The sequence below is a fragment of the Pedobacter sp. L105 genome (assembly GCF_009765875.1).
Taxonomy (GTDB): domain Bacteria; phylum Bacteroidota; class Bacteroidia; order Sphingobacteriales; family Sphingobacteriaceae; genus Pedobacter.
This window is the reverse complement of sequence record NZ_LMUP01000001.1, coordinates 117357-141882: the sequence shown is the minus strand read 5'-3', so window position 1 is coordinate 141882 and position 24526 is coordinate 117357. Positions and strand designations below refer to the sequence as shown.

Below are 24526 nucleotides of genomic sequence, written 5' to 3'. Positions count from 1 at the left end.
AGGTATGTTAATAAATCAAAGCGCTCCTTTTATGCTTCAAAATGGCTTAAATAATTAATATAACCTGCAAACACTTCTTTATTTACTTTGTATTTTGCATTACGTCCTTCCTTTACAGCAATCAGCAACTCAGCATCTACCAGTTGTTTTAAATGGTGGGAAACGGTTGACTGTGCGAGGTCTATCATCTCAACAATTGCAGTACATTGCACCCAGTCCTGCTCTTTTCTGATCACCTCTACAATCTTCAAACGATAGGGATCACCTAATGCTTTTGATATTCTTTCCACTCTTTTTAAATCTAACTTCGTAGTCATGGCTGCAATTTATCCATTTAATTTTGATTTCAGATGATGTGTCAAAGGAACTAATTAAAGGTGCTTTAACAACGCTTTAATTGGGAATATCATATAAACAAGTGTTTGAAAATAGTGATAGACTTTATAAGTCCATGTCAAAATTGATGTTTTGACAGAAAAATCTGATTTAGAATTCATCAGTGCCAGGGCTGGCATTAAAGCAAAATGGCTGGCTAAATATCAATAAATAGATGCGCGACCTTTACCAGCTAGTTCTGGTAAAGGTTACATTATTTGTTCTTGACGAGGTTACAGCAATGCCATCAGTTGAATTACCGAGGAATGAGAAGCCTTCCAATTCATCCGATTTGTCGATGTTGATTTCCCTGATCACTTCCTGTTTTCCTGAAGTTATGGATTTCTTTAAATCGACATACGTAAATTTCCATTTACGCCCTTCTTCCTGATTTTGAATCAATACCAGTATTCCTTTATCTGCTATCCAATGCAGGTTTTGTACCCAGGCTGTACAACTGAATTTTTTAAACAGCACTCCTTTCTCACTTGTTTTTTTAGCCTTACTCAAAGCTTCAGGATCATAAAGTCTTACTTCATTATTCTTATTTCCATAATCGGCTGTCGCAACATACCACTTCCCATTATATTTTACATACTCCGGCCGGGTACCTTGGATACAGGCATCATCATCAATTGTATTGATCATATTGCCATCAAGCGTTCCTGTTTTCAACAGGCCCTTCCAGTTAATGCAATAGATGACGGCTTTCCACTGATTTCCTTCTTTACTTAAACGGATTGAATTACCGATAAAAGTAGGGCTCAAACCATTGTATGCAATGCCTGTTGGGTGGTTGATCACATCTTTACCGTCTTTTGTCAGTAAGTATTCTCTATACTGATAGGTGAGGCTGTCCTTATTCATTCTGTATTCCCTGATCATCCCTACTTCTCTGTCGCCATATAAAAATATACGGCCTTTTTGCCAGGATATACCCTGGCATGCGCCCAATGAATCAATTGTTATTGTACGCGTTGATTTTTGATCAACTTTCTCTTGGGTAAAAGCGGATATCAGGGTAGACAGTGCCAGTAAGGCAGTAAACGTTTTTTTCATTTTTACGATGTTTAAATAAAAACGTCTGTTATTAAAACGTTTTATTTATCATCACAAAACACTTGATTAGCTATTAGCTTACAATGAATTTAATATTATCATCTGCACATATTGTTATGCTCATCAGATGGAAAACGAAAGAAAAGATCTTAGCGCTTACGCTCATTATTAAGCCTGGTCTTCATTCTTTCAATCTGCTGTTCTGTTTGATTACTTTTATGATAAAAATAAATAGCACAAGCCAGAAATATTGCGCCCAGGAGAAAAACGGCCCCAAATACCCAGCCCCATATCTTAAGGATACGCATATGACTGGATGAGGATTCTACCTCAAACATCGGTCTGTCTTCAGGGACAGTTTTATGATTAATAATGGTCTCGGCAATAAGCATATCTTCAGCACCGGGAGATTTAACAAGCGAATTGATACCCGCTTCGATTTTCTCAAAAGTGCCGGGAGGCGGGGTGATGGACATCTGTTGTGAGATATTCTCCAGATCTGTTTCCAGATCCCACAGGGCCTCCTGAATTTCAGAATACTTCTTTTTAAGTGTTAACAACTCTTTTGTTTCCTCTTCAGAAGTAAATCCTAATACATATAATTCCAATATACCACTTTCTATGTATTCTTTAATTTTCACCATTTTTTTTCATTATAGTGAAAGCCTCTTTTAAAGTCTTCCTAATCAAATCTTCCGTTTCATTTAATTCTGCTGAAATCACAGCGATTGTTCTTCCACGATAATACACGTCATAGAATACCTTTTTCTGATCATCAGTTAACTGTTCAACACACTTACTGCCTAAACTATACCATACGAGACCTGCCGCAACATGGATTTTACCGGGCTAAACGTCCCTGCCAAAATCTGCTAATTTTTCCCTGGCAAATCTTTGAAGGCGGCACCAGTTGCCTGTTCCCTGCCATTCATTCTAATTGAACTGCTGATAAAAATCGCAAAAAAGCTTTACCAAAACCTCCTCAGCACGTTTACGATCTTTCAACACCTCTAAAAGATAACCAAACAACATTCCTCCATATTTTTCACAAAGGCTGCTTACACTTTCTAACCTATTTTCCACCAATGCCTGCTGATCGGTTTTAAGCATATGACTATTTTGATTCAGGCATCACAAATAGACACTTTATTCTAATTAGTTCTAAAATTAGAAAAACTTTATAACTAATTAAAAAACAATAAAATTTTAATAAAGAAGATACCCTTGCTTTACTTGTGATGATGGTAAAAATCCTATTAACTTTACCGGATGAATAAAGAAATTGCAGTCATATTTGACATGGACGGCGTAATATGCCATACTAATCCTTATCATTCATTAGCTTTCCGCGAATTTTTTTCAGTCCGTAATCTCTCCCCTACAGACGAAGAATTTGCTGAGCATATGTTCGGCAAAAGTAACAGTTATATTCTCAGCCACTTTTTAAACAGGCCGGTATCCGGAGAAGAACTCCTTCAAATGGAAGAAGAAAAAGAAGGTCTTTTCCGTAAACTGTATGCACCAAATATTGAACCTATTACTGGTGTTGTTGAATTTATAGAAAACTTAAAAAACAATGCCGTAAAATTAGGCGTTGCCACTTCAGCTCCGCGTGCAAATCTGGACCTGATTCTGGGTAAAGTTCCTATTCGTGAACAGATGGGTTCAATACTGGCAAGTGAAGACGTGAAAAAACACAAACCAGATCCTGAAGTATACCTCACTTCCGCCATTAACCTCGGTATAGCTCCAGAACAATGTATTGTATTTGAAGATTCTTACTCCGGAATTTCTGCGGCACTGAATGCAGGAATGCGGGTTGTAGGTGTACTTACTTCACATACCATAGCAGAGTTACCTCCATGCAGCTTATATGTGAACGACTATACAGGATTATCTTTTGATACTATACAGCAACTGTTTCAATAAAAGCGCAGGCCAGCTTATAATGAACAGCAAAATAACCAAATGCAACGATACCATAGTTTATTCCACAAAAAAAGGCCACTCAATGAGCGGCCTTTTTTTCTATGTAATGAATATTAATTCTGCACGTTGGTCAGTGTAATTGTGAAATCCAGAATTGAATTTGCAGGGATCGTACCTACTGCTGTAGATCCATAACCGTAAAGTGACGGTATGATCAGACGGATCTGCCCACCATTTTGAATATAAGGTATACCAACCTGCCAGCCTACAATTACATTCGGAAGCGTAAATGAAAATGGTGTTACGACCGCACCTGTAGAACTTAAATTGGTATCGAAAACTGTTCCATTAAGTAACCGGCCAGCATAATTTGCTGTAATTGTAGTATTTGCCGTATAAACCACTGAACCTGTTCCTGGTGCGATGATCTGGTAAAAAACACCGGATTTATCTTTAATAGCAGGTATGTTATTGGCTACTATAAATTTACGTATCGCGGTTGTATCCGCAGTTAACTGTGCTGCCTGAGAGGCTCCATCATTAGTGTTCTCAGTTTTCTTACAAGCTGCAAAGCATCCCGCTAAACAAACTATCAGCAATATGTATTTTATCTTAATCATCTATAGCAAATGTAATAGGTAAAAATCAATTTGCATTGAACAAAAACAATTTTAATGAAATTTTAACATTATTTACCATTAAAGCCTTAACTAACGGGATGTTTTATTCATTAAATCGGTTTTTATTAACCTTGCAGGAACCTTAACAACCTTTTTCCAGCAGATTATAGATTATTAAACAACACATCGTTTAATAATTGCCAATAAATTGATGCTCAGGATTAGTTCATCTTTAATTTTTTCTGAATATCTGTGACGTAAGTTTTAAACTTTTTATCCGTTCCCATCAGGTCGTCTACAGTCTGACAAGCATAAATTACAGTGGAGTGGTCTCTGCCGCCATGAAAAGCACCAATACTTTTCAATGAAGACTTGGTAAGGCTTTTAGACAGATACATAGAGATTTGTCTGGCCTGCACCACCTCACGTTTACGTGTTGGGGAGTTGACCAGGTTTACAGGAACATCAAAATATTCACAAACCAATTTCTGGATAAAATCCATTGAAACTTCTCTGGTTGTATTTTTAATAAAGTTTTTCAACATTGATTTAGCCAGGGCAAGATCAATATCTTTTTTATTTAGGGTAGACTGGGCCAGCAGGGAAACCATAGCGCCTTCCAGTTCACGGATGTTATTATCAATGTGATGCGCTACATACTCTACAACTTCAGCAGGTAATTCAATCCCATCGGCATACATTTTCTTTCTCAGGATCGCGATTCTGGTTTCCAGTTCCGGAATCTGAAGGTCTGCTGATAAGCCCCATTTAAAACGGCTCAGCAGGCGTTCTTCCAAACCGGAAAGGTCTTTCGGTGCTTTATCTGAAGTGATGATGATTTGTTTACCCGACTGATGTAAATGATTAAAAATATGGAAGAAGATATCCTGTGTTTTTTCTTTTCCTGCAAAATTGTGGATATCATCCATGATGATCACATCCATTGCCTGATAGAAATTCACAAAATCATTGATCGTATTATTTTTCAGGGATTCAACAAATTGCTGGCAGAACTTTTCACAGGATACAAAAATCACGAGTTTTTCAGGATGGGTACGTCTGATCTCATTTCCTATAGCTTGTGCCAAATGCGTTTTACCCAGTCCTACTGCACCATATATCATTAAAGGATTAAATGATGTAGCACCAGGTTTTGCAGCAACAGCAAAGCCCGCAGAGCGTGCCAAACGGTTACAATCTCCCTCTACATAATTCTCTAAGGTATAATTCGAGTTCAGCTGCGGGTCAACATTCAGCTTCTTAAGTCCTGGTATAACAAAAGGGTTTCTCAGATCCTTATTAATGGTTGAAGCCATTGGCGATGGAGATGCTTTCGATGCACCGGCGTTACCAATGGAAGGCATTTTAGTTGTGTATGGGGAACCGCTGTTAGAAGATTTATTATCCACAACAATATTGTATTCCAGACGTCCTTCTTCTCCAAGTTCCTGTTTTACAGTTTTGCGTAAAAGGCCCACATAATGCTCTTCCAGCCATTCATAAAAAAACAAACTGGGTACCTGTACAGTCAAAACATTTCCTTCCAATTTTAATGCCGAGATCGGTTCAAACCAAGTTCTGTAACTTTGATTCGGGATATTAGCTTTAATAGTTTGGAGTGAGTTATTCCACACTGTAGTACAAGTATTCTGCATAGTTATTTTGATATTATTAGTCATTAAAAAAGCGGTGTGCCTTTTTGGGATTGCGAAGATCAAGAAAACAATAAACAAAAAACCACAAACTTATACTTAGTGTTAAGTGGCTAATAATAAATCATATATAGACTTATTTTTGACTACAATGTGGATAAACACGAGTTATTAACATGTGTTGTTAACTAATTGAGAAAAGCGGTTAAGCCCCTTTTTATTACCATTCATTTTTAGTAGCTTACCACTGTTAGCCGGGTACGGTGAACACTGCTTTTCCTAAAACCCCTCCCTTAGGAACTTGTGTATAAGCCTCTTTAAAAGAGTCGTCGGGTAAGTACGATCTATTACAATATCCATTCCGCCCGCAGCATAGTCCGCCAAATTTTCCAGGCAAAATGGTGTAGGTTTTACCAGCAGTATTTTGTACTTCTTTTTTGAAAAGAGATTGTTAAGAAAAGAACCTATGATTTGCCTGGGTCCAGGTACTACATTTACATATCAGCTTCTTTTTTAAAATTGATTTAACTTTTAACCGAGATAGTCTGGTGGAAACAACTTCTGTCCATACTTCTCTGCAATTTTCTTCAGCTGTTCTATATCTTCATGGGTCAGTTCGGGCGGCGGAAGAAAAGTACCTGCTGGTATAGGTTTCCCAATCTCCTGAAAAAATTCTTCCAAACCTGAAGGAACCACTGTACATAACAGCTGAGCTACCTGATCCGTTTTGTTCTTAAAACAATGAACCATTCCACCCATAGGAATATTTACAAAGGCACCTTTTTTTGCTATATAAGTTTTTGTTTCTGTTTTGACCTCTATTTCCCCTTCCAGTACATAAAAAGATTCCTGGATACCGGCATGGGAATGAGGCCCTGGTCCTGCACCCGGTGGCACCAGCATATCAATAACCGCATATGCACCATTAGTTTGTTTACCTGAGATAATTACGCGATAGGAATCGCCAACTACTGAAAGCACCTGGCCTTCCTGTGGACCGACTGTAGTAAGAGATGGAATGTTCTTCATTTTTATAGGTTTTAAATTACAATTCAAATGTCCTTTATATAAAAGGATTAAAATAACCAAAAAAGACCGAAAAATAGTCCAGTCAGACGAACACATTATGCTATTAATCTAACATTGAATTACCAGCTATTAATTTATTAGAATTAACTTTATCTGATGAGAAAACAAAAAGACATTTTATGGAAGGGTGCACTTGAACAGCTTTTCGAAGATTTCCTGCTCTTTATCAATCCGGATTTAGCCGGGGCTGTAGATATGACCAAAGGTTTTGAGTTCTTAAATAAAGAACTCAACCAGGAGTTTCCCTCAGATAATGGGAAATTTGAACAAAAAATAGTGGACAAATTAGTAAGGCTGCATCTGCAGGACGGAAGTCAAATCCTGCTTCATCTGGAGGTACAGGAAAAATATAGTAAGGATTTCGGCGAAAGGATGTACGGCTATTTTAACAGGCTTTATAGGCGATATAAAATACCAATCACAGCCTACGCTATTTTTACTGAGCAGAATGAAATTAACCGGGCAAACACATTCGATATTGATTTCATGGGAACGATCATGAACTATCAGTTCAACATTTGTAAAATTGCCCTTCTGAAAGAAGACGATCTGCTAAAACACTCCAATTGTTTTGCGTTGATTGTACTTATAGCTAAAGCCGCATTTTTAAAAAAGAAAATCAAAAATAGACTTGCTGGTGATGAACTATTACTGGCTTACAAATTAAAAATGGTCAAATTAATATTGGAAAAAAAATTACCTGCTTCCAAAGAAAGGGTAATCATGAAGTTCCTTTTTTATTATGCAGACTTTGATTTTTCAGAAATAAGAATTAAATTTGATCATGAAGTTAATTTATTAATAAATAAGAATAGTAAAAATATGATAACAATTGAGGATGCTCTTTTTGAATACTACGAAATAGCCGGATTTCAAAAAGGAAAAAAGGAAGGAAAAAAAGAAGGACAAGCAAGAGGAGAAGCAAAAGGCGAAAAGAAAGCTAAGGAAGATGAAGTATACAGATTGATTACAATACTTGGTTTTTCAGATCAGCAGATTGCTGATTATGCCGGCGTTCCCCTGAAATTTGCAAAAAGGATACGGACAAAATTAAACGCCAGCAATCTAATACATTAGATAAATTCCGAAATAGAAAATAACCAAAGCGCGTAAATATTTAATTTGATGGTTAAACACCGATTAGTGTTAGATGAAAGTAAAGTGTTCTTTTTAAATCTTACAAGTCTTTGAATGTCTTTACCTTTGCCCTGTCATCATAGGGTTTTAAAGGTTATGCTAGCAGAAACAAGTACCGAATCTTCTTCATCAAAGGTTCGTCTGTCAATTATAGGATTCGTCACATTTACATTTATTGGATACTTCACCATAGGTTTACCACTGGCCGTATTACCTATTTTTATCCACCAGGATTTAGGTTTCAGTACCATGATTGCAGGAATTGTGATCAGCGTACAGTATATCACTACATTTCTTTTACGCGGATACGCAGGGAGTATTGTCGATAAAAAAGGCCCTAAACCAGCGGTATTAATGAGTATGATAGGTTTTTCGTTAAGCGGTGTGCTGTTGATCATCGCTTTTATGCTAAGAGATAATCCGGCCTTAAGCTTAGGGGCATTGATATTAACCCGTCTGATGACCGGCTTTGCTGAAGGGTTGGTAGGTGCCAGTCCAATCAACTGGGCTATTTTTGCCGTTGGTGACCAGCATACCGCTAAAGCGATTTCTTTTAACGGAATCGCCAGTTACGGCGCGTTAGCCCTGGGTGCGCCATTGGGTGTTATTCTGCATAATAGCTATGGTATGGGCAGTATCGGCATCTTAATTGTAATTGCAGGAGCAATAGGACTCTTTTATGCAAAAAGTAAAACTGCCCTAAAAGGAAACAGCAAAGCACCAAGACAACCATTTTTACAGGTACTCAAAACGGTATCCCCTTATGGAATTTGTCTGGCTATGGGTGGATTAGGATTTGGTACCATCTCTACTTTCATTACTTTATATTATTCTTACTTAAACTGGTCGGGCGCAGTATTATGTTTATCGGCTTTTAGCCTTCTCTTTATTCTCGGCCGTGTATTCTTTGCCCGTTCCATAGATCAATATGGAGGTATGAGAACTTCTATAGCTTGCCTGGCCCTGGAAACTTTGGGCTTAATGATCCTTTGGCTTGCCCACGCGCCTTCTATCGCATTGGTAGGTGCTGGAATTGCAGGCCTTGGCTTTTCTCTGGTTTTCCCTGCACTGGGTGTTGAAGCTGTAAAATTAGTTCCCGCTTCTAATAAAGGAGCTGCCCTTGGTGGTTACGGACTATTTATTGACATTTCCCTTGGCCTTACCGGACCATTGGTTGGAGGAGTAGCCAGCCATTTCGGTATACTTTATATCTTTCCTTTTAGTATGTGTATGGTGTTTATTGGTTTTATTTTAGCCATCCTGATATATTACAAGCAAAAAATGAGGGTTATCGCTTAACCGTTTACAGGTTTACCTTTTGATCCAATCTGTCTAATTTGCACTTGCTGATTACGTAAGTCAAAAGTGGTTCTGTTACGGCCGACCGAATCTTTTCTACGAGCGTACAGCATAAGAACAATAACAAAGCAATTAAAAATAGCGTAAAATAGACATTGCCAATCTCATATTTTAACGCAATTCTATTCAAATTTTGGGTAAGCAGTTCGGCTGAAACCGGATGTTCATGTATTAAATATACTGCCAGCACAGAAGAGGAAAAAAAAGAAATTTTAGTATAGGAAATCTTAAGGCTCTTAAAAAAGAAAAAGAACGAAATAGCAGAGATGAGAACCAGCGGGTTATTATAGGAAAATGCAGTCCAGGCAAGATCTACGCTGAAATATTTCAAACCCACAAAGAAAAAGGTGAAGATCAATAGGGAACAGATCAGATAGACACTAAAATAAAACAGTCTTCCTTTTTTAAAATCAAGATATCCATTAAATGCCTGCCCATAAAAATAAAGGCAGATAAAACTGAATAGCGAATATCCGTTCAACACACCTAGCGAAGAAGGATCAAGCGTAAAACCAACAATAAAATTCACCAGTGTAAGTACCCCCAGGATATATAAAAACTGGAATTTTGTCAGGTATTTTTTGGGGAGGTTCAAAAACGGACTGAGTAAGTAAAGGAAAAAATAAGCTGTTATAAACCACCATTGCCCGTTGGGAATAGATAAAATTCCATTCCAAATGGGTTCCATAGAAATATCCCCGTCTGTACATAAATCGTAGATCAGATCAATTGCAATACTATAAGTAATTGCCTGGATGAATAAACTGAGAATGGTTTTTACACGAAACTTGATCCCGTAATACCCTGAAATAAATATAAAACAGTTGACTGTCATGATCAGGAAACTATCTATAAAAAGCCCGTGTAAAGCATGATTATCGATATGCGTGCTACCTGAAGTATACAATAAATGAAGTCCTCTCCCACGCATTAAAAAATGGTGGCACACAATCATGATCATTAAAATGATCCTTAACAATTCTACGTTGAGTTCCCGGGGCTGTTTAGCCTTACTATCCATAATCAGTTTTAAATTTCTTTGTCTGATTAGCCATGAATTTCTTCCGCAGGAAATAAAACATTCAGCTTAATGAGCTTCGTTAATTCAGAACATTCAAAATTAGAATTTAACTCTTAGAATCCTGTAACAATAATATAGTTGTTTTCACATTTCCTACCGGATTCTGAACAGAAATTAGCAAAAATAAAAACAATGAATTAAATTTAATTTTTGATTTACAATACATTTACATCAATTGATAACATGAGAAAATTATATGATATACTCTTTTTCCTCCTGATTTTCACTACTCATCAGCTAGCTTCTGCTCAGGAAATCAATGGTACTTATGCTGTTAAAAATGTAAAGACAGGTATGTATTTACGCGTAAAGGATGCAAATAATAAAAATGGGACTCCTTTAGTGCTTTATCATCCTGAGAACTGGAAATGTATGACCTGGGATTTCAAACATATCGAAGGAAATACGTATCAGCTGCAGAATCTGTTGACAAATAAAACCTTTCAGGCTAAATCGGCTCCCGGAAGCGGCATATCCCTAGAAGAGCAGCCCTATAAAACTGGTGATGCCATTCAGCAGTACCAATTTGAGACGGTGAGTAAAGATATATTCATGATCAGGTTGAAGGGAACCGACTTGTATATTACGCCTTCAGATAAAGAAGGAAGTACAAATTCGCAAATCATACTGGCAAAAAAAACAAACGATAAACTTCAATACTGGAGCATTTACCAGCAATCTCCTACGATGTAACGATCTGAAAACAAAATGTGCCTGTTAGCATTTTGCAGAAAATTAAAAGGGCCGGAAAAACCGGCCCTTACAATAATCATCACAAATCTTTAAAAGATTAATGATGAATATGGTGTCTTACAATATGATGCCGTTTGTGATGTCTGCGGTGGTGTACATATTGTGCATTTACGGCTGTATAGCTAAACGTTGCCAGCATAACAAATAATAATACTTTTAAACTTTTCATAATTCGTTCTATTTGATTGATTGAATAATTATTGTTTGGACTGGATGATCATAATTTGGTTTAATTCATTTAGCAACCATTGTGTATGTAATTAACAAAAATCATTGTCATCATTAATAGCTGATTATCCCCTGCCAATACAACATACTGACATATTTCCCTCTCCATTATATTGCTAAAAGGTTTTATAGTATTATATTAGACGGCCAGATAACCAGGCAGCTAATCTACTAACCAATATCAATGGATTACATGAATTTCTCCGACATGGAGTTGGTCGACAGATTAAACCATGATGATCAATCTGCTTTTGATGAGATATACAACCGACACTGGAAAGATCTTTACACAGGAGCGTTTTATATTACAAAAGATCATGATGCGGCTATGGACCTGTGTCAGGATATATTGGTATGGATCTGGCAGTCCAGGGGCAATCTCCAGATACAAAATATTCGCGCTTATCTAAAAACCGCGGTAAAGTATAAGGCAGCAAATTTCATCCGGCATGGTAAAGTCAAAGAAAATTTCTTTATAAAAATTGCTAATTCGGGAAAACTGGAGCCAACGGAGAATGATGTACTGGAAGTTAAAGAGTTAAGACAGATGATCCAGGAATTTGCCAAAGGATTACCAGACAGATGCGGGCAAATATTTCAAATGAGCCGCTTTGAAGAACTAAGCAATAAAGAAATTGCTTCCAGAATGTCTATTTCCGAAAAAACTGTCGAAAATCAGATCACATTAGCGCTAAAAAAACTAAAAATATCTTTAGGCCGCTTATATATATTCCTCTTCTTTATATAAAATCATTTTTTTTTCAAAATAACACATCAAGCCTTGGGGGATCACACCTGATGAAGTGCCTTTGGTGTATATATTATGAAAAAAGAAGATTTTCTAATTTTAGCCGGCAAAATTGCAGAAGGTAATCCTACTGACGAGGATATATTGATCTACAACACCTACCTCAATCAGATACAAAATGAAGAGCAAGGCTGGCATGAAGATACCATGGGTAACCCTCAGCTGATTAATGATGAACTCAAGGAAAGAGTTGATCAGCTTAAGGATCTTCCTGTACAAAAAATTAAAAAAAATCCATCGCATTTACAGTTAATAGGATTGGCAGCGTCTATCCTGATTGTGTTTGCTATATTTCTTACATATAATAACAGGCCCGATATACCTCATCAGACTATTTTATCGAAGAAAGCAATCGTACCAGGCAGCAATAAAGCTACATTAACCCTGGCTAATGGAAAACAGATCATTTTAGATCATATAGAAAATGGTAAACTGGCGAATGAAAAAAATATTTTAATTAGTAAATCCAGAAACGGAGAATTGACTTTCCAGTCTGTTGACGAGGAAAAAGAAACTAATTCAGCAGATTTATTAAGCAAAAATATAGTCAGCACACCCAATGGAGGCCAGTATCAGGTTGATCTTTCAGATGGAACAAAAGTATGGCTAAATGCAAAGTCTACCTTAAAATTCCCCTCATCCTTTAAAGGTGGTAAAACCAGGCAGGTCGAATTAACAGGAGAAGCTTACTTTGAAGTAGCCAAAAATCCGGAGGTTCCTTTTATCGTTTCTTCTAACCAGATGAAAGTTAAAGTATTGGGTACACATTTTAACATTAAGGCTTACGATGATGAGCAGCAAAGCAGTACTACATTGCTACAAGGTTCAGTATCGCTATCCTCAGCACATGGGCAGGCATTGCTAAAACCAGGACAACAGGGGCTGCTGAACCAGCAAACAGGCAAGCTGGCCGTTTCAGCAGCGTCTGACGGAGGTGAAGGTGCTATTGCCTGGAAAAATGGTGATTTTATGTTTGTGAACGAAGATATCTATACCGTAATGCGCCAGATATCACGTTGGTACGATGTAGAAATAGAATACAAAGGTAATTTCAAAGATCTCCAGTTCAGAGGGGAAATTTCGCGGTTTAAAAACATAAACGAAGTATTAAAACTATTACAGTTAACAGACGCCGTACACTTTAAAGTTGTGGGAAGGAGGATCATCGTTATGACCTAAAACTTACTCCTTTAGGTGATAAAACAAAACCGGAAGCGTTCTCAGCGCTCCCGGCAAATCTGCAGAAGCAGACGTTTGGTTTACCACCATTAAAATTCGCGATCCTAACAAGTATTTAAACCAAACTCATCAAATGTATGAATTTTTACCGTCCTAGTACAGGCATTAGACAATGGTGCCTGAAAACTAATTTATTGCTTAAAGTGAAACTCACCTTTGTCTTTTTATTAGCGGCCCTTTTACAATTAAGCGCAAAGACTCTTGCACAGAAAGTCACGCTATCGGGGAAGAACGTCCCTCTGGAAAAGATTTTTTTAGATATTAAAAAACAAACCGGCTACAATTTTCTATTTGTTACCAAAACACTGGAAAACACAAAGAATATAAATGTGGAATTCCAAAATGCTTCTATTGATGATGTACTGAAAAAATGTCTGGAGGGGCAGCATTTGAATTATGTGATCAATGCCAATACGATTGTAATTAAGAGATCGGAAAACAATAAAGAAGAACTCAGGTCTTCTTTTAACTGGATTTTGCGTGGAACAGTGATTGATGAACATGCCCATCCTTTACCCGGAGCCACTGTCCGTGTTAAAGGATCTGGAAAAGGTGCCGTTACAGATAAAGACGGTCTGTTTAGTTTGGAAATTAATAATGAAAACGATAGTCTTTCCGTCGCTTTTATCGGTTATGAAACCAAATCGGTTAAAGTGGGCAATAATAAAACTTTAACCGTTCAGCTTATTCCAAGTGTTAATAACGCGCTGGATGAAGTTGTTGTTGTAGGTTATGGTACGCAAAAAAAAGCAAGTGTAACCAGTTCTGTTGAAACAATTTCCAGTAAGGATATTGAAAACAGAGCGGTTCCTTCCGTACTGAATATCCTGCAGGGGGAAGCAGGCGGACTGAATATTCAGCAAACAGATGCAAACCCGGGATATGGTTCAACGTCTGTTGACATCAGGGGCAACAGTACTTTATCCAACAACCCTGTTCTTTATATTGTGGATGGTATGGCAGTCAATAGCATCGATTACCTGAACCCTGCAGATATTGCCTCTATCAGCGTACTTAAAGATGCTTCTGCAACAGCCATTTATGGTGCACGGGCTTCTGGTGGTGTATTGTTGGTAACCACTAAAAAAGGAAGTCAGAATACAAAACCGACCCTGCAATACAGTTCAATGGTGGGATTTCAGAAAGCCGCAAGGTTGCCAAAGTTTGTAGATGCGCCGCAATTTGTTGATTTATACAACCAGGCCCAGTTAAATGACAATCCTGGTGCCCAGGTAAAATACACACCGGATCTCGTTCAGAAATACAAATCAGGAGCACTGCCAAGTACAAACTGGCTTCCCTACATTTTAAATAACCAGGCTATTCAGACCCAGCAAAATTTAAGCGTTTCAGGTGGAACAGACAAGATTGATTATTATGTTTCAGGAGGTTATCTGGATCAGGGAGGATTAATAAAAAATGTTGATTACAAACGTTACAGCACCAAAGTGAACATTAATTTTCAGGTCAGCAAAAGGCTAAAACTGGGTATTAATTCTTTACTCACCAAAGAAGACAAAGAACAGCCATCTTATGGGATAGGCAATGCCCTGCAGTGGTCGTACATTGTTCCCGTAACAGAATATCCCTACACCGCAGCAGGTAACGACAGAAGTTATAGAGGAGGTTCTCAGCCCAATGACATTATGACTAAGGGAGGGATTCAGAACGAAACGGACAATACGATCAACACTAATTTCACTGCCCAGTTTAAAATTATAGACGACCTGTTCATCAATGGAACATACGGCTATAATTACAATAACAGTTTTGTGTCAGCCTTTAACAATAAATATCCTTTATACAATGATGATGAACAAATTGTGGTTTATAACAATAACCCAAACAGTGTTTCTAAAGCAAACTCCGCAACGAGTCATCCAACCACCCTGCTCACACTTAATTATGAAAAAAAATTAGGCCAGCACAATTTGAAGATGCTTCTGGGATATTCACAGGAAGAAAACCGTTATGATTATAATAGTATTACCCGGTATGGATTCTTAAACAATTCACTTGATCAGGTTGATGCAGGATCATCCGATCCAACCCTGACTAATGTTTCGGGAAATGCGACTGCTTATTCTATTCGTTCGTTCTTTGGCCGCCTGAATTACAGCTTCAAGGGCAGGTACTTAATTGAAGCCAATGCCCGTTACGATGGAACATCAGTATTTTTAAATCAGAAATACGGCTTTTTCCCTTCTGTTTCTGCCGGCTGGATAGCTTCCCAGGAAGATTTTTTTAAGCCTTTAACCGATGTGGTTAATTTTCTAAAGTTCAGGGGTTCCTATGGGCAGGTCGGAAATCAGAATGCGAGCGGACTTTATCCATGGGCAAATACTATCGCTCAGGATAAATATGTGCTGAACAAGGCAAGCTCAACCACCACTTATTATAACAATTCCCCTAATCCTGATTTGACCTGGGAAGTGAAAACAACAGCCAATTTCGGACTTGATTTTACCGTTTTAAAAAACCTTGATGTAACAATTGATGTTTTCAGGGACAGGACAACGGGTATCCTGCGTTCTCCAAATGTTCCCAGCACTTATGGGATTAGCGCACCTCAGCAGAATGTAGGTAAAATGCAAAATCAGGGATTTGAGATTAGCCTGGGCTACAAAAATCATATCGGCAATGTGAGTTACCACGCCTCGGTTAATTTATCCGATGCGAGAAACAAAATATTGGATCTGGGTGGAACCGGTCCAACTTATGGAGATAATCCACTGATCGTAGGGCAGTCGCAATGGGTATGGTATGGCTTAAAGGCAGAAGGCCTGTTCCAGTCGGCAGCTGACATTGCCAGTCATGCCACACAAGATCCCAGGGATCAGCCCGGGGATATCAAATTTAAAGATGTGAATGGAGATGGTAAGATCACACCGGATGACAGGGTGCTGTTAGGCCAGGCTACACCACATTACAGGTACGGCATTAATTTGGGCGCATCCTACAAGGGTTTTGATATATCGTTGCTAATGCAGGGCGTACTGAGTAATCTGCTTCGGGTACAGGGAGGCGCACAGGTTCCATTTTTCTTTAATGGTGATGGTAATATTCTTCAGTCGCAACTGGATTACTGGTCGCCGACCAATCCAAATGCGAGGTATCCTATTTTAAGAACCGATCAATCTATCAATAATGCAGAGCTTTCAAGCTGGTGGTTATTTAAAGCATCTTACATGAGATTTAAAAATGTGCAGATAGGTTATACTTTCCGCGACCTGATGGTCAAAAGGATAGGTATTTCTTCGTGCAGGGTTTTTGTAGCTGCGGATAACCTGTTTGTGATCACCAGTAAAAACTTCCCTAAATCACTCGATCCGGAAATAGCCAATTATGGAGACGGATCTAATTATCCGCAGGTGCGGAACATCAGTATAGGATTAAATGTCGGATTTTAACTATTGCAGACGGGATTGTAATTCACCTTTAAAAAGAGATAAAATGAACTATCATATAAAAAAAATAACCTTTGTTTTCTGCGCCGTATTAGTTTTATTCGGCTCCGGCTGCAAGAAGAACTTTCTTGACCAGACTCCCTTAAACCAGATTACAGACGAAACCTACTGGCAAACTCCTGATGATGCGGTAATGTTTGCTACACGGATGTATACCTATCTGCCGCAAGACAATTTTGTCTATTATGAAGGAATGAGCGATAATGGAATTAGCAATGATCCTACTACAAGACGCTTTGGCAACAGCACCCAGGATGCAACGATCAGCAGTAAAGAGTGGAGTTATGAACCCATGCGGCAGGCTTTCAGTTTTTTTACAAATGTTGACAAAGTTCCAGGTTTAGACCCTGCTTTAAAAGCCAGGCTTAGCGGGGAAGTAAAATTTGTATTGGCATACCGGTATTTTATCATGACCGCACTCTACGGGGATGTACCTTTTGTGAACAGCCTGATCACTGATCCCAACGCTGCGGATATCCCTAAAACCGCGAAAGCAGATATTTTAAAAAGCGTAACACAATGGCTGGATGAGGCCGCTGCCGTTTTACCTGTAGCCTATACGGGTGCAGACCTGGGACGTGCGACTAAAGGGGCCGCCCTAGCGCTTAAAGCCCGCGTTTATTTATACAACGGTCAGTATGCTGAAGCAGCAGCCGCAGCAAAAGTTGTAATGGATATGAACCTGTATCAGTTGTATCCGGATTACTACGCGTTTTTCCAGAAAGACGGCGATTATTCATCTGAAGATATTTTATCCTTCGGCTACACACTATCTGTTCATCAGAATAGTTTAAGAGATATTTTGGGTTCACAGGCACTCATGAACGGAAGAAATATCATGGATCCAACGGCAGAACTGGTAGCCGATTATGAAAGTAAAAACGGGTATTACCCATATACAAAAGATCCGGGTTATGTGCCTACAGACCCTTTTAATAACCGAGATCCAAGATTGAGAGAAAGCATATTGTGTCCCGGAGACATTTTTGCCTACCCACAGTTTCCGGATATCAATCAATATGATCCGTTTAACAATGCCGGTGACAGGATCGGAGGCGACCTGGGTTCAAGGTCTGGATTTTCATGGGCTAAAAATGTAGACCATTATGACTACGTAAGATCCGGAACCAATAACTGGAAAAGCTTCCGTTACGGCGAAGTGTTGTTAAATTTTGCTGAAGCACAGAATGAAGTAGGTGGCCCTACGGGTGATGTCATTGCCGCATTGGATCTGATAAGAACCAGGGCACATATGCCATCAGTAGCTAATACATTTGCCGTAAATGGATTGTCTATGGACCAGGCTAGCCTGCGAACATTTATCAGACATGAAAGAAGGATTGAACTTGCTGGCGAAGGGCTTAGGTATTTTGATGTACTGAGATGGAAAATTGGTAAGCAGGTGATGCAGGGCCCTATCTACACGGTAGATGCTTCTGCCGGAATCACTTCCATCAGTACCGCTAACGGGCATACCAACAAATATCCTAAGTCTGTTATTGAAACCCGTTATTTTAATAATCCTAAATTTTATGTATGGCCAATTCCTCAGTCGGCCGTAGATGCGTCAAAAGGTATTTTAACACAAAACCCCTTATGGAAATAAATTTCAGTCAGCCAATTAAAACGAAATCAGTAATTTTAGAAAAATGAAAAGAAAACTCACTACTTATGCGATTGTTTTGTGTTTACTACAAAGCCTCCATATCAATGCTCAAAGCATTTCCAAAAATCAGCTTCCCTTATCCCAGTTACAGCAATCGTTTGTCGATTTAAGATTCGGCATGTTTATTCATTTCGGTATCGCTACTTATTTTAACCAGGACTGGCCTGATCCGGAAGCTCCTGCTTCGGCATTTAATCCAACAAAGCTGGATTGTAACCAATGGGCAAAAGCTGCTAAGTCGGCAAATATGACCTATGGCTGTCTAACTACAAAACACCATAGTGGTTTTTGTATATGGGATACAAAAAGTACAGATTACAATGTGATGCACAGCCCTTTAAAACGCGACGTAGTGAAAGAATTCACTGACGCATTCCGAGCAAATGGATTAAAAGTGATGCTCTACTATTCTATACTGGATACACACCACAAATTACGTCCAAATGAGATCCAGCCAAAACATATAGCAATGGTTAAACAACAGCTAACAGAATTGCTGTCAAACTATGGTCCTATCGAGGCATTGATCATTGATGGATGGGACGCGCCATGGTCAAGGATCTCTTATGACCAGGTACCGTTTGAAGAGATTTATAAACTGGTTAAATCAATTCAGCCAAACTGTATCCTGATGGATCTGAATGGAGCCAAATATCCAGGGGAAGGTTTGTATTATACAGACATAAAAACCTATGAAATGGGTGCTGGTCAGCGAATTTCAAAAGAGACCAATACAATGCCTGCTTTAGCATGTATTCCAATTAACACTGCCTGGTTCTGGAAAACTAATTTCCCAACTACTCCGGTAAGAGAACCTGGTAAGATTGTTAACGACCTCCTGATCCCTTTAAATAATGCAAAATGCAATTTCATCTTGAATGCCGCCCCTAACCGTGACGGCCTGATTGACGACAATGCACTTGCTGCTCTTAAAGAAGTAGGTAAACTATGGAAAAATGAAGGAACAGTGGGTAAATTAAATCCTACAGGTGCACCTATCATTTCCACAAACCTGGCTAAAAATCAGCCTGCAAATTCCAGCTGGAGCGATGATATGAATATTATGGATTTTGCCAATGATGATGATTTCCAGAGTTCATGGCAATCTAATCCTGAAGTTAAATCACCATGGTATGAAATCGACTTTAGAACACCACAAAGCTTTAATACCATTGTTATTGCGGAAAGTAAGCATAATATAAAAAAGTACAAGCTGGAATATAACGATGGAAATACCTGGAAAACAATATTTGAAGGAGAAAATCTGAGTAAAATTAAACTACATCGGTTTAAGAGATTGACGGGAGGTAAAATACGTATTGATATACAAACTTATGATACCCCTCCTTCTATTGCAGAATTTGAGGTTTATAATGAAACCCGCGTTAATTAAAATCTGATTAAAGAACTCGTAATAAAAAAGCCCTCAAAAAGTTTCTAACTTTTTGAGGGCTTTTTTATGGGAAATACATATTTATGCCGCAGATCTGATCTAACTAAGAAGCTAATGATTTAAGTCTTACTTTAAGCAACTGAACATCGTCGTGTTCAGCTTTTGAGACCGACATCCCAAAATTGTTATCCCCGCCTACTGCTGAATCTGACTTTGCGAGGGTGATACTTATATTAATATTACTACTTTATCGTATTACAGACAATAGGAAGGGTATCAGCTGCCTTTGCCCAAATAAAGCCGGCAGTTAATCCCCGTTCCCCCTTGTTATTCATCACCACATTTGGGCCTGCAAATCCTTACTTCAGGAAATAAGATCGCATCATGATTCATAGATTGTCAGTCCATTTGCTTGTAGCTGAATCTCCCGGTTATTAATTATAACTTGCAGCCAAATAAAGATGCACATGAAAAAAATTGCTGTTTTAGGTTTGGGAAAAATGGGATATGGAATTGCTTCTCGTTTACTACAATGTGGATATACCGTATTAGTTTGGAATCGTAGTTATTCAAAAGCTGAAGAATTAATTAGCAGAGGAGCTATATGGGCGGAAACTCCAGCATTAGCCGCATCTGAAGCTTCTTTTATAGTTTCTATGGTAGCAGATGATGAAGCATCGTCTGCAGTATGGATGGGTGAGTTTGGGGCTTTTGAAACGTTACGCCCTGAATCATTCGTAATTGAGTGTTCAACGTTATCTGCTGAGCATGTAGCTAGTATTTCTACTATTGCAAAAGAAAAGGGTTTTCGCTACATAGACTGCCCGGTAACCGGACTACCGGATGCGGCTGCTAATGGTAAATTAACTCTATTAGTTGGAGCCGACGTCGATCATTTAGAAATTGTTAAACCGGTGCTTAAGGATTTATCAGAAAATATCCGATATTTTGGAGCAGTAGGTACTGGCACAGCCTATAAGCTTATTATTAACTTGATGGGAGCAGTACAGATTGCCGCTTTAGCAGAAGGTCTTGCCCTGTCGGATAGGCTTGGCATGGATAGAGATACTGTTATACAAGCAATTGAAAGCAGTGCGGCCGCCAGTCCGCAGGTGATCAGGTACACTCGAAAGATGGCGGAACTTACTTTTTCCAAAGACCCTTTATTTACTACATCCTTAAGGCATAAAGACGCAATCTATGGTTTAAAACTTGCTGAAAGTGTTCAAAGTCCGGTTCCATTAGGAAAAGCTGCAACATTGTGGTTTAAAGCTGCAAGTGATGCCGACCCTTCTCTTGACGAAGCAGCTGTTATCACTATGATAAACAAATAGGTTTGTAGGTCTTATCTGTTTTAACTTTTAAGGTACCGATTGAAACAGGGTCGAATAAATACGCAACAGATTTCCTAAACTTTCTAGGGGCAGTGCAAAAGTTTGAAACTATTTGGGGCATTTTTATGGGTAAACGAATCCGAATTAAATTAAAACTTTTTAAAGAATATCAACTTAAGAAATTGATGATCAGATTCAAATTGTTGAGCCTTATTCCCTGAGCTTAGAGTCAAACCGCTTCAAACAAAATTTAATGTTGATTGCCTATTTGAGATAATTGAACAACATTTCATGATTTACCAAAAAACAAATTTTACTACTTTATAAACAATAAATATAATTTTGTCTTCACTTACTAAACATGAACAATATGCAGAATGATCAAATTGTTATTTATAAAACAGAAAACAGTGAAACAGTAATTGATGTAAAAATTGATTCTAACACAATTTGGCTAACGTTAAACCAAATATCAGATTTGTTTGGTAAAAACAAGTCCACTATTTCAAGGCATTTGAACAACATTATGAAGAAGAAGAATTAACAAAAAAAAGCAACTGTTGCAAAAAATGCAAAAGTTAAAATGGAGAACAACAGAAAAGTTGAAAGAATAATTGAATATTATAATCTCGATGCGATTATATCTGTTGGGTATAGAGTCAATTCAAAACAAGGAACAGCATTTCGGATTTGGGCAAATAATATTTTAAAAGACTATCTGATAAATGGTTAGAGTCAACGGCTCAAAACGCCTGGCAGACAATGCACTGGTTGCACTAACCCAAATGATCGCCGAGAGTAAATCAGAAGAAAAAGAAATGATGGTCAAAGTAATCGTAAATCTGATCAACACAAATAACTAAGAACCAAAAAAGCCTCCGATTTTCATCGAAGGCTTTTGAGTCGTACCCGGTGCCGGAGTCGAACCGGCACGGTTTCCCACAGGTGTTTGAGACCAGCGCGTCTACCAATTCCGCCAACCGGGCATTGCTTATTCAGCGGGATGCAAATCTATATATTCGGTCCTATATATCCAAACCTTATTTTAAGAAAACAACATTTATGATACTTTGACCTGATCTTCAGGCTCTTCCTTTAATCTTTTCTCTACAATAAAGGGGGCAAAAGGCAATAACGAGGCGAAAAACACCGTTGCGGCTTTTCCAACTTTCCATTTATACTCCGACCAGCACATGATTACCATGGCCACGTATAACACAAACAACATTCCGTGTACCCAGCCGGTATACCTTACAGCCAGTGGCATGCCGGCAAAATGTTTAAGGGGCACAGCTATAAATAAAAGGGCAAGGTAAGAGATACTTTCTGCAACAGCTACTTTTTTAAAAAGGGATAAGGTGCTCATAAATTATTTTTGCCCAAAAATAGAAAAAACCGGAGCGTAATGCCCGGTTCTCTTTATATTTTACATTGTATAAACACCTGAAGCCTAAGTACCAGGGTTACTTTCCAGTTTAACTACGCTATCATTGATTCTGCACAGGTATTTCTTCCGGTAATACAAATCCTTAATAGAAGCTAAAATAAGCCCTTGTTCGTCTTCATTCTGCCGATCATAATCAGTGGTCAGCTTGTGCAGGTGCTGCTGCATCCCTTCCTCTATCAAAGCAACATCTTTCTTTATCGATTCCAGCTGGATCACATCAGGCTCAAACTGTAATTCCATCAGCGCTTCGCTCAGCTCCATCATTTCCATCAGGAAATCCTGCGGTAAAGAATAGCCCTCCCCTTCCGTTAGTAAACCTTTTAACTCAAGGATATAAGGCAACCGTAGCTGAGGGTCACTCAATACCTGGTAAGCCTTATTATTTAAAGTTGATAACGCTAAAACCTCCTCCTGCTTTTCCTCCGGCTCATTGATATAAAAATCAGGATGATACTTTTTACTCAGTGCATAAAATTGCTGTTTTACCAGCTTTGCATCAGGCGTAAAAGATACCGGAAGATTATAGAATTCGAAATGGTTCATCTATTTGATAAAGGCCTTGAAGATATCATTCCCCAATACAAATACCATCAAACTCAGCAGCATCACAAAGCCTACAATCTGCGCTACTTCCATAAACTTATCTCCCAGTGGTTTTCCTTTGACCATCTCCACACAAAGGAACACTACGTGGCCGCCGTCCAGTGCAGGAATAGGCAAGAGATTCATAAATGCCAGCGCAATAGAAATCAATGCCGTAGAAGCCCAGAAATGCGGCCAGATCCATACACCGCCATAAACCTTCTGTGCAATAGCTACCGGTCCTGAAAATGCCTTATCCGCTTTAATCTTTCCGCTCAACACTTTCCAGATACCTTTTCCATTATCAGAAAAAGAAGTCCATGCCTGATTCACACCGATAGGCAAAGCCTGGAAAAAGCCGTAATTGATGGTTTCTTCTTTAATCTCATCAGGATTAAAGCCAATTCCTATCGTACCTGCACTATCTGTAGATACTTGAAAATGTTTTAATTCTGCACCACGATAGGCATCGAGAATAAAATTTCTGCTTTTCAATGACTTCAGCTCTTTGGATACATCAACATTATATTTCACAGGAACATTATTCACAGCAACAATTCGGTCGCCTTTTTGCAAACCTACCTTAAATGCACTCTTTCCTTTAACTACTGTATCAATGGTAGAAGTGAGTAAGGGCGCACGGCTGATAAACTCTTCTATACCTAAATCGGCCACCTTGTTTAACAAGTTATCAGGAACCTTCACATAGAGTGTTTTTCCATCACGTACCACCGTCAGGTTAGTATTGCCCAACAATACTTTAGAGCTCAGTAGCTCTTCAAAACGGATAATCTTTTTCCCGTTAACCGCAATCACACGGTCGCCTTGTTTTAAACCGATCTGTTTTCCGATTACACCGGGATTAATTCCATTCTTCACAGAACTGTTTGCGATATAACTTTCCCCGAATCTGAAAGTCAGCATCCAGAAGATAAAAATACCCACAACAATATTGACAAATACACCGGCAAGCATCACAATTAAACGCTGCCATGCTGGTTTCGACCTGAATTCCCATGGCTGAGGAGGCAAAGCCATCTGCTCTTTATCCATCGACTCATCAATCATTCCTGCAATTTTCACATAACCACCAAGGGGCAGCCATCCTACACCATACTCTACATCTCCCCTTTTGATACTAAATAACTTTACTCCCCAGGCATCAAAGAATAAATAAAACTTCTCTACTTTAATCCCAAAGGCACGTGCTGCCAGAAAATGTCCTAATTCGTGTAAGATTACTAATATTGATAATCCCAGTAATAACTGGGTAACCATAATCAATCCGTTCATATATTATTTAAGTGT

Annotated in this window: 25 protein-coding genes and 1 tRNA gene; 13 read left to right on the top strand and 13 right to left on the bottom strand. The window is 38.5% G+C overall.

Annotated features, from left to right (window positions below):
* Nucleotides 1–29: 29 nt before the first annotated feature.
* The 5 genes from GSQ84_RS00695 to GSQ84_RS00675 form a co-directional block, all read right to left on the bottom strand.
* The gene (locus GSQ84_RS00695; protein WP_158795325.1) at nucleotides 30–317 is read right to left on the bottom strand and encodes a helix-turn-helix transcriptional regulator; all 288 of its coding nucleotides are present in this window, start codon (nucleotides 315–317) and stop codon (nucleotides 30–32) included.
* A gap of 244 nt (nucleotides 318–561) precedes the next feature.
* Nucleotides 562–1434, bottom strand: a complete 873-nt coding sequence (locus GSQ84_RS00690; RefSeq protein ID WP_216848836.1) for a hypothetical protein — start codon at nucleotides 1432–1434, stop codon at nucleotides 562–564.
* Between the two features lie 149 nt (nucleotides 1435–1583).
* Nucleotides 1584–2078 (bottom strand): hypothetical protein, encoded by a 495-nt coding sequence (locus GSQ84_RS00685; protein ID WP_158795324.1) that lies wholly within the window; start codon nucleotides 2076–2078, stop codon nucleotides 1584–1586.
* Nucleotides 2065–2274, bottom strand: a complete 210-nt coding sequence (locus GSQ84_RS28310; RefSeq protein ID WP_371416343.1) for a sigma factor-like helix-turn-helix DNA-binding protein — start codon at nucleotides 2272–2274, stop codon at nucleotides 2065–2067. Before GSQ84_RS28310 ends, GSQ84_RS00685 begins: the two co-directional genes overlap by 14 nt.
* A gap of 93 nt (nucleotides 2275–2367) precedes the next feature.
* Complete coding sequence (locus tag GSQ84_RS00675; protein ID WP_158795322.1) at nucleotides 2368–2544, bottom strand: hypothetical protein; 177 nt, start codon at nucleotides 2542–2544, stop codon at nucleotides 2368–2370.
* A gap of 159 nt (nucleotides 2545–2703) precedes the next feature.
* Here GSQ84_RS00675 and GSQ84_RS00670 point away from each other — a divergent pair, with 159 nt between their 5' ends.
* Nucleotides 2704–3363, top strand: a complete 660-nt coding sequence (locus GSQ84_RS00670; protein ID WP_158795321.1) for an HAD family phosphatase — start codon at nucleotides 2704–2706, stop codon at nucleotides 3361–3363.
* A gap of 113 nt (nucleotides 3364–3476) precedes the next feature.
* On the opposite strand, the gene GSQ84_RS00665 is transcribed toward GSQ84_RS00670, so the two are convergent.
* The 3 genes from GSQ84_RS00665 to GSQ84_RS00655 all read right to left on the bottom strand — a co-directional run bounded on the left by GSQ84_RS00665 (nucleotide 3477) and on the right by GSQ84_RS00655 (nucleotide 6664).
* Nucleotides 3477–3983 carry an FKBP-type peptidyl-prolyl cis-trans isomerase gene (locus GSQ84_RS00665; RefSeq protein ID WP_158795320.1) on the bottom strand — a complete coding sequence of 169 codons (507 nt, stop codon included), beginning with the start codon at nucleotides 3981–3983 and terminating at the stop codon, nucleotides 3477–3479.
* 221 nt (nucleotides 3984–4204) lie between these two features.
* The gene (gene dnaA / locus GSQ84_RS00660; RefSeq protein WP_158795319.1) at nucleotides 4205–5638 is read right to left on the bottom strand and encodes a chromosomal replication initiator protein DnaA; all 1434 of its coding nucleotides are present in this window, start codon (nucleotides 5636–5638) and stop codon (nucleotides 4205–4207) included.
* Nucleotides 5639–6166: 528 nt separating this feature from the next.
* The gene (locus tag GSQ84_RS00655; protein WP_158795318.1) at nucleotides 6167–6664 is read right to left on the bottom strand and encodes a cupin domain-containing protein; all 498 of its coding nucleotides are present in this window, start codon (nucleotides 6662–6664) and stop codon (nucleotides 6167–6169) included.
* A 156-nt stretch (nucleotides 6665–6820) separates the two neighbouring features.
* On the opposite strand from GSQ84_RS00655, the gene GSQ84_RS00650 reads away from it, so the two are divergent.
* A complete protein-coding gene (locus GSQ84_RS00650; protein ID WP_158795317.1) occupies nucleotides 6821–7801 on the top strand; it encodes a hypothetical protein in 981 nt (326 codons plus the stop codon).
* Between the two features lie 156 nt (nucleotides 7802–7957).
* On the top strand, nucleotides 7958–9160 hold the full coding sequence (locus GSQ84_RS00645; RefSeq protein ID WP_158795316.1) for an MFS transporter: 1203 nt from the start codon (nucleotides 7958–7960) through the stop codon (nucleotides 9158–9160).
* Nucleotides 9161–9164: 4 nt separating this feature from the next.
* Here the strand turns inward: GSQ84_RS00645 and GSQ84_RS00640 are convergent, their stop codons facing one another.
* On the bottom strand, nucleotides 9165–10241 hold the full coding sequence (locus tag GSQ84_RS00640) for an acyltransferase (RefSeq protein ID WP_158795315.1): 1077 nt from the start codon (nucleotides 10239–10241) through the stop codon (nucleotides 9165–9167).
* A 243-nt stretch (nucleotides 10242–10484) separates the two neighbouring features.
* Here GSQ84_RS00640 and GSQ84_RS00635 point away from each other — a divergent pair, with 243 nt between their 5' ends.
* The 10 genes from GSQ84_RS00635 (at nucleotide 10485) to GSQ84_RS00595 (ending at nucleotide 22052) form a co-directional block, all read left to right on the top strand.
* Nucleotides 10485–10994, top strand: coding sequence for an RICIN domain-containing protein (locus tag GSQ84_RS00635; RefSeq protein WP_158795314.1), 510 nt, complete (start codon nucleotides 10485–10487; stop codon nucleotides 10992–10994).
* A 481-nt stretch (nucleotides 10995–11475) separates the two neighbouring features.
* Nucleotides 11476–12030 (top strand): RNA polymerase sigma-70 factor, encoded by a 555-nt coding sequence (locus GSQ84_RS00630; RefSeq protein ID WP_158795313.1) that lies wholly within the window; start codon nucleotides 11476–11478, stop codon nucleotides 12028–12030.
* A 75-nt stretch (nucleotides 12031–12105) separates the two neighbouring features.
* Complete coding sequence (locus GSQ84_RS00625) at nucleotides 12106–13269, top strand: FecR family protein (RefSeq protein WP_158795312.1); 1164 nt, start codon at nucleotides 12106–12108, stop codon at nucleotides 13267–13269.
* Between the two features lie 137 nt (nucleotides 13270–13406).
* The gene (locus GSQ84_RS00620; RefSeq protein WP_158795311.1) at nucleotides 13407–16739 is read left to right on the top strand and encodes a TonB-dependent receptor; all 3333 of its coding nucleotides are present in this window, start codon (nucleotides 13407–13409) and stop codon (nucleotides 16737–16739) included.
* Between the two features lie 43 nt (nucleotides 16740–16782).
* Nucleotides 16783–18402, top strand: a complete 1620-nt coding sequence (locus GSQ84_RS00615; protein WP_158795310.1) for a RagB/SusD family nutrient uptake outer membrane protein — start codon at nucleotides 16783–16785, stop codon at nucleotides 18400–18402.
* 43 nt (nucleotides 18403–18445) lie between these two features.
* On the top strand, nucleotides 18446–19855 hold the full coding sequence (locus tag GSQ84_RS00610) for an alpha-L-fucosidase (protein ID WP_158795309.1): 1410 nt from the start codon (nucleotides 18446–18448) through the stop codon (nucleotides 19853–19855).
* 467 nt (nucleotides 19856–20322) lie between these two features.
* A complete protein-coding gene (locus GSQ84_RS00605; protein WP_216848835.1) occupies nucleotides 20323–21189 on the top strand; it encodes an NAD(P)-dependent oxidoreductase in 867 nt (288 codons plus the stop codon).
* A 361-nt stretch (nucleotides 21190–21550) separates the two neighbouring features.
* A complete protein-coding gene (locus GSQ84_RS28305) occupies nucleotides 21551–21733 on the top strand; it encodes an ArsR family transcriptional regulator (protein WP_371416342.1) in 183 nt (60 codons plus the stop codon).
* A 39-nt stretch (nucleotides 21734–21772) separates the two neighbouring features.
* Nucleotides 21773–21922, top strand: a complete 150-nt coding sequence (gene rhuM, locus GSQ84_RS28300) for a RhuM family protein (RefSeq protein WP_216848833.1) — start codon at nucleotides 21773–21775, stop codon at nucleotides 21920–21922.
* Nucleotides 21915–22052 carry a hypothetical protein gene (locus tag GSQ84_RS00595; protein ID WP_158795307.1) on the top strand — a complete coding sequence of 46 codons (138 nt, stop codon included), beginning with the start codon at nucleotides 21915–21917 and terminating at the stop codon, nucleotides 22050–22052. The genes rhuM and GSQ84_RS00595 overlap by 8 nt, the downstream gene beginning before the upstream one ends.
* A gap of 43 nt (nucleotides 22053–22095) precedes the next feature.
* Here the strand turns inward: GSQ84_RS00595 and GSQ84_RS00590 are convergent.
* The 4 genes from GSQ84_RS00590 to rseP form a co-directional block, all read right to left on the bottom strand.
* A tRNA-Leu gene (locus GSQ84_RS00590) sits at nucleotides 22096–22175 on the bottom strand.
* A 74-nt stretch (nucleotides 22176–22249) separates the two neighbouring features.
* Nucleotides 22250–22555, bottom strand: coding sequence for a DUF3817 domain-containing protein (locus GSQ84_RS00585; RefSeq protein ID WP_158795306.1), 306 nt, complete (start codon nucleotides 22553–22555; stop codon nucleotides 22250–22252).
* An 84-nt stretch (nucleotides 22556–22639) separates the two neighbouring features.
* Nucleotides 22640–23179, bottom strand: a complete 540-nt coding sequence (gene hscB, locus GSQ84_RS00580; protein ID WP_158795305.1) for a Fe-S protein assembly co-chaperone HscB — start codon at nucleotides 23177–23179, stop codon at nucleotides 22640–22642.
* Nucleotides 23180–24511, bottom strand: a complete 1332-nt coding sequence (gene rseP, locus GSQ84_RS00575; RefSeq protein WP_158795304.1) for an RIP metalloprotease RseP — start codon at nucleotides 24509–24511, stop codon at nucleotides 23180–23182. It lies immediately after the preceding gene.
* Between the last annotated feature and the right edge of the window lie 15 nt (nucleotides 24512–24526).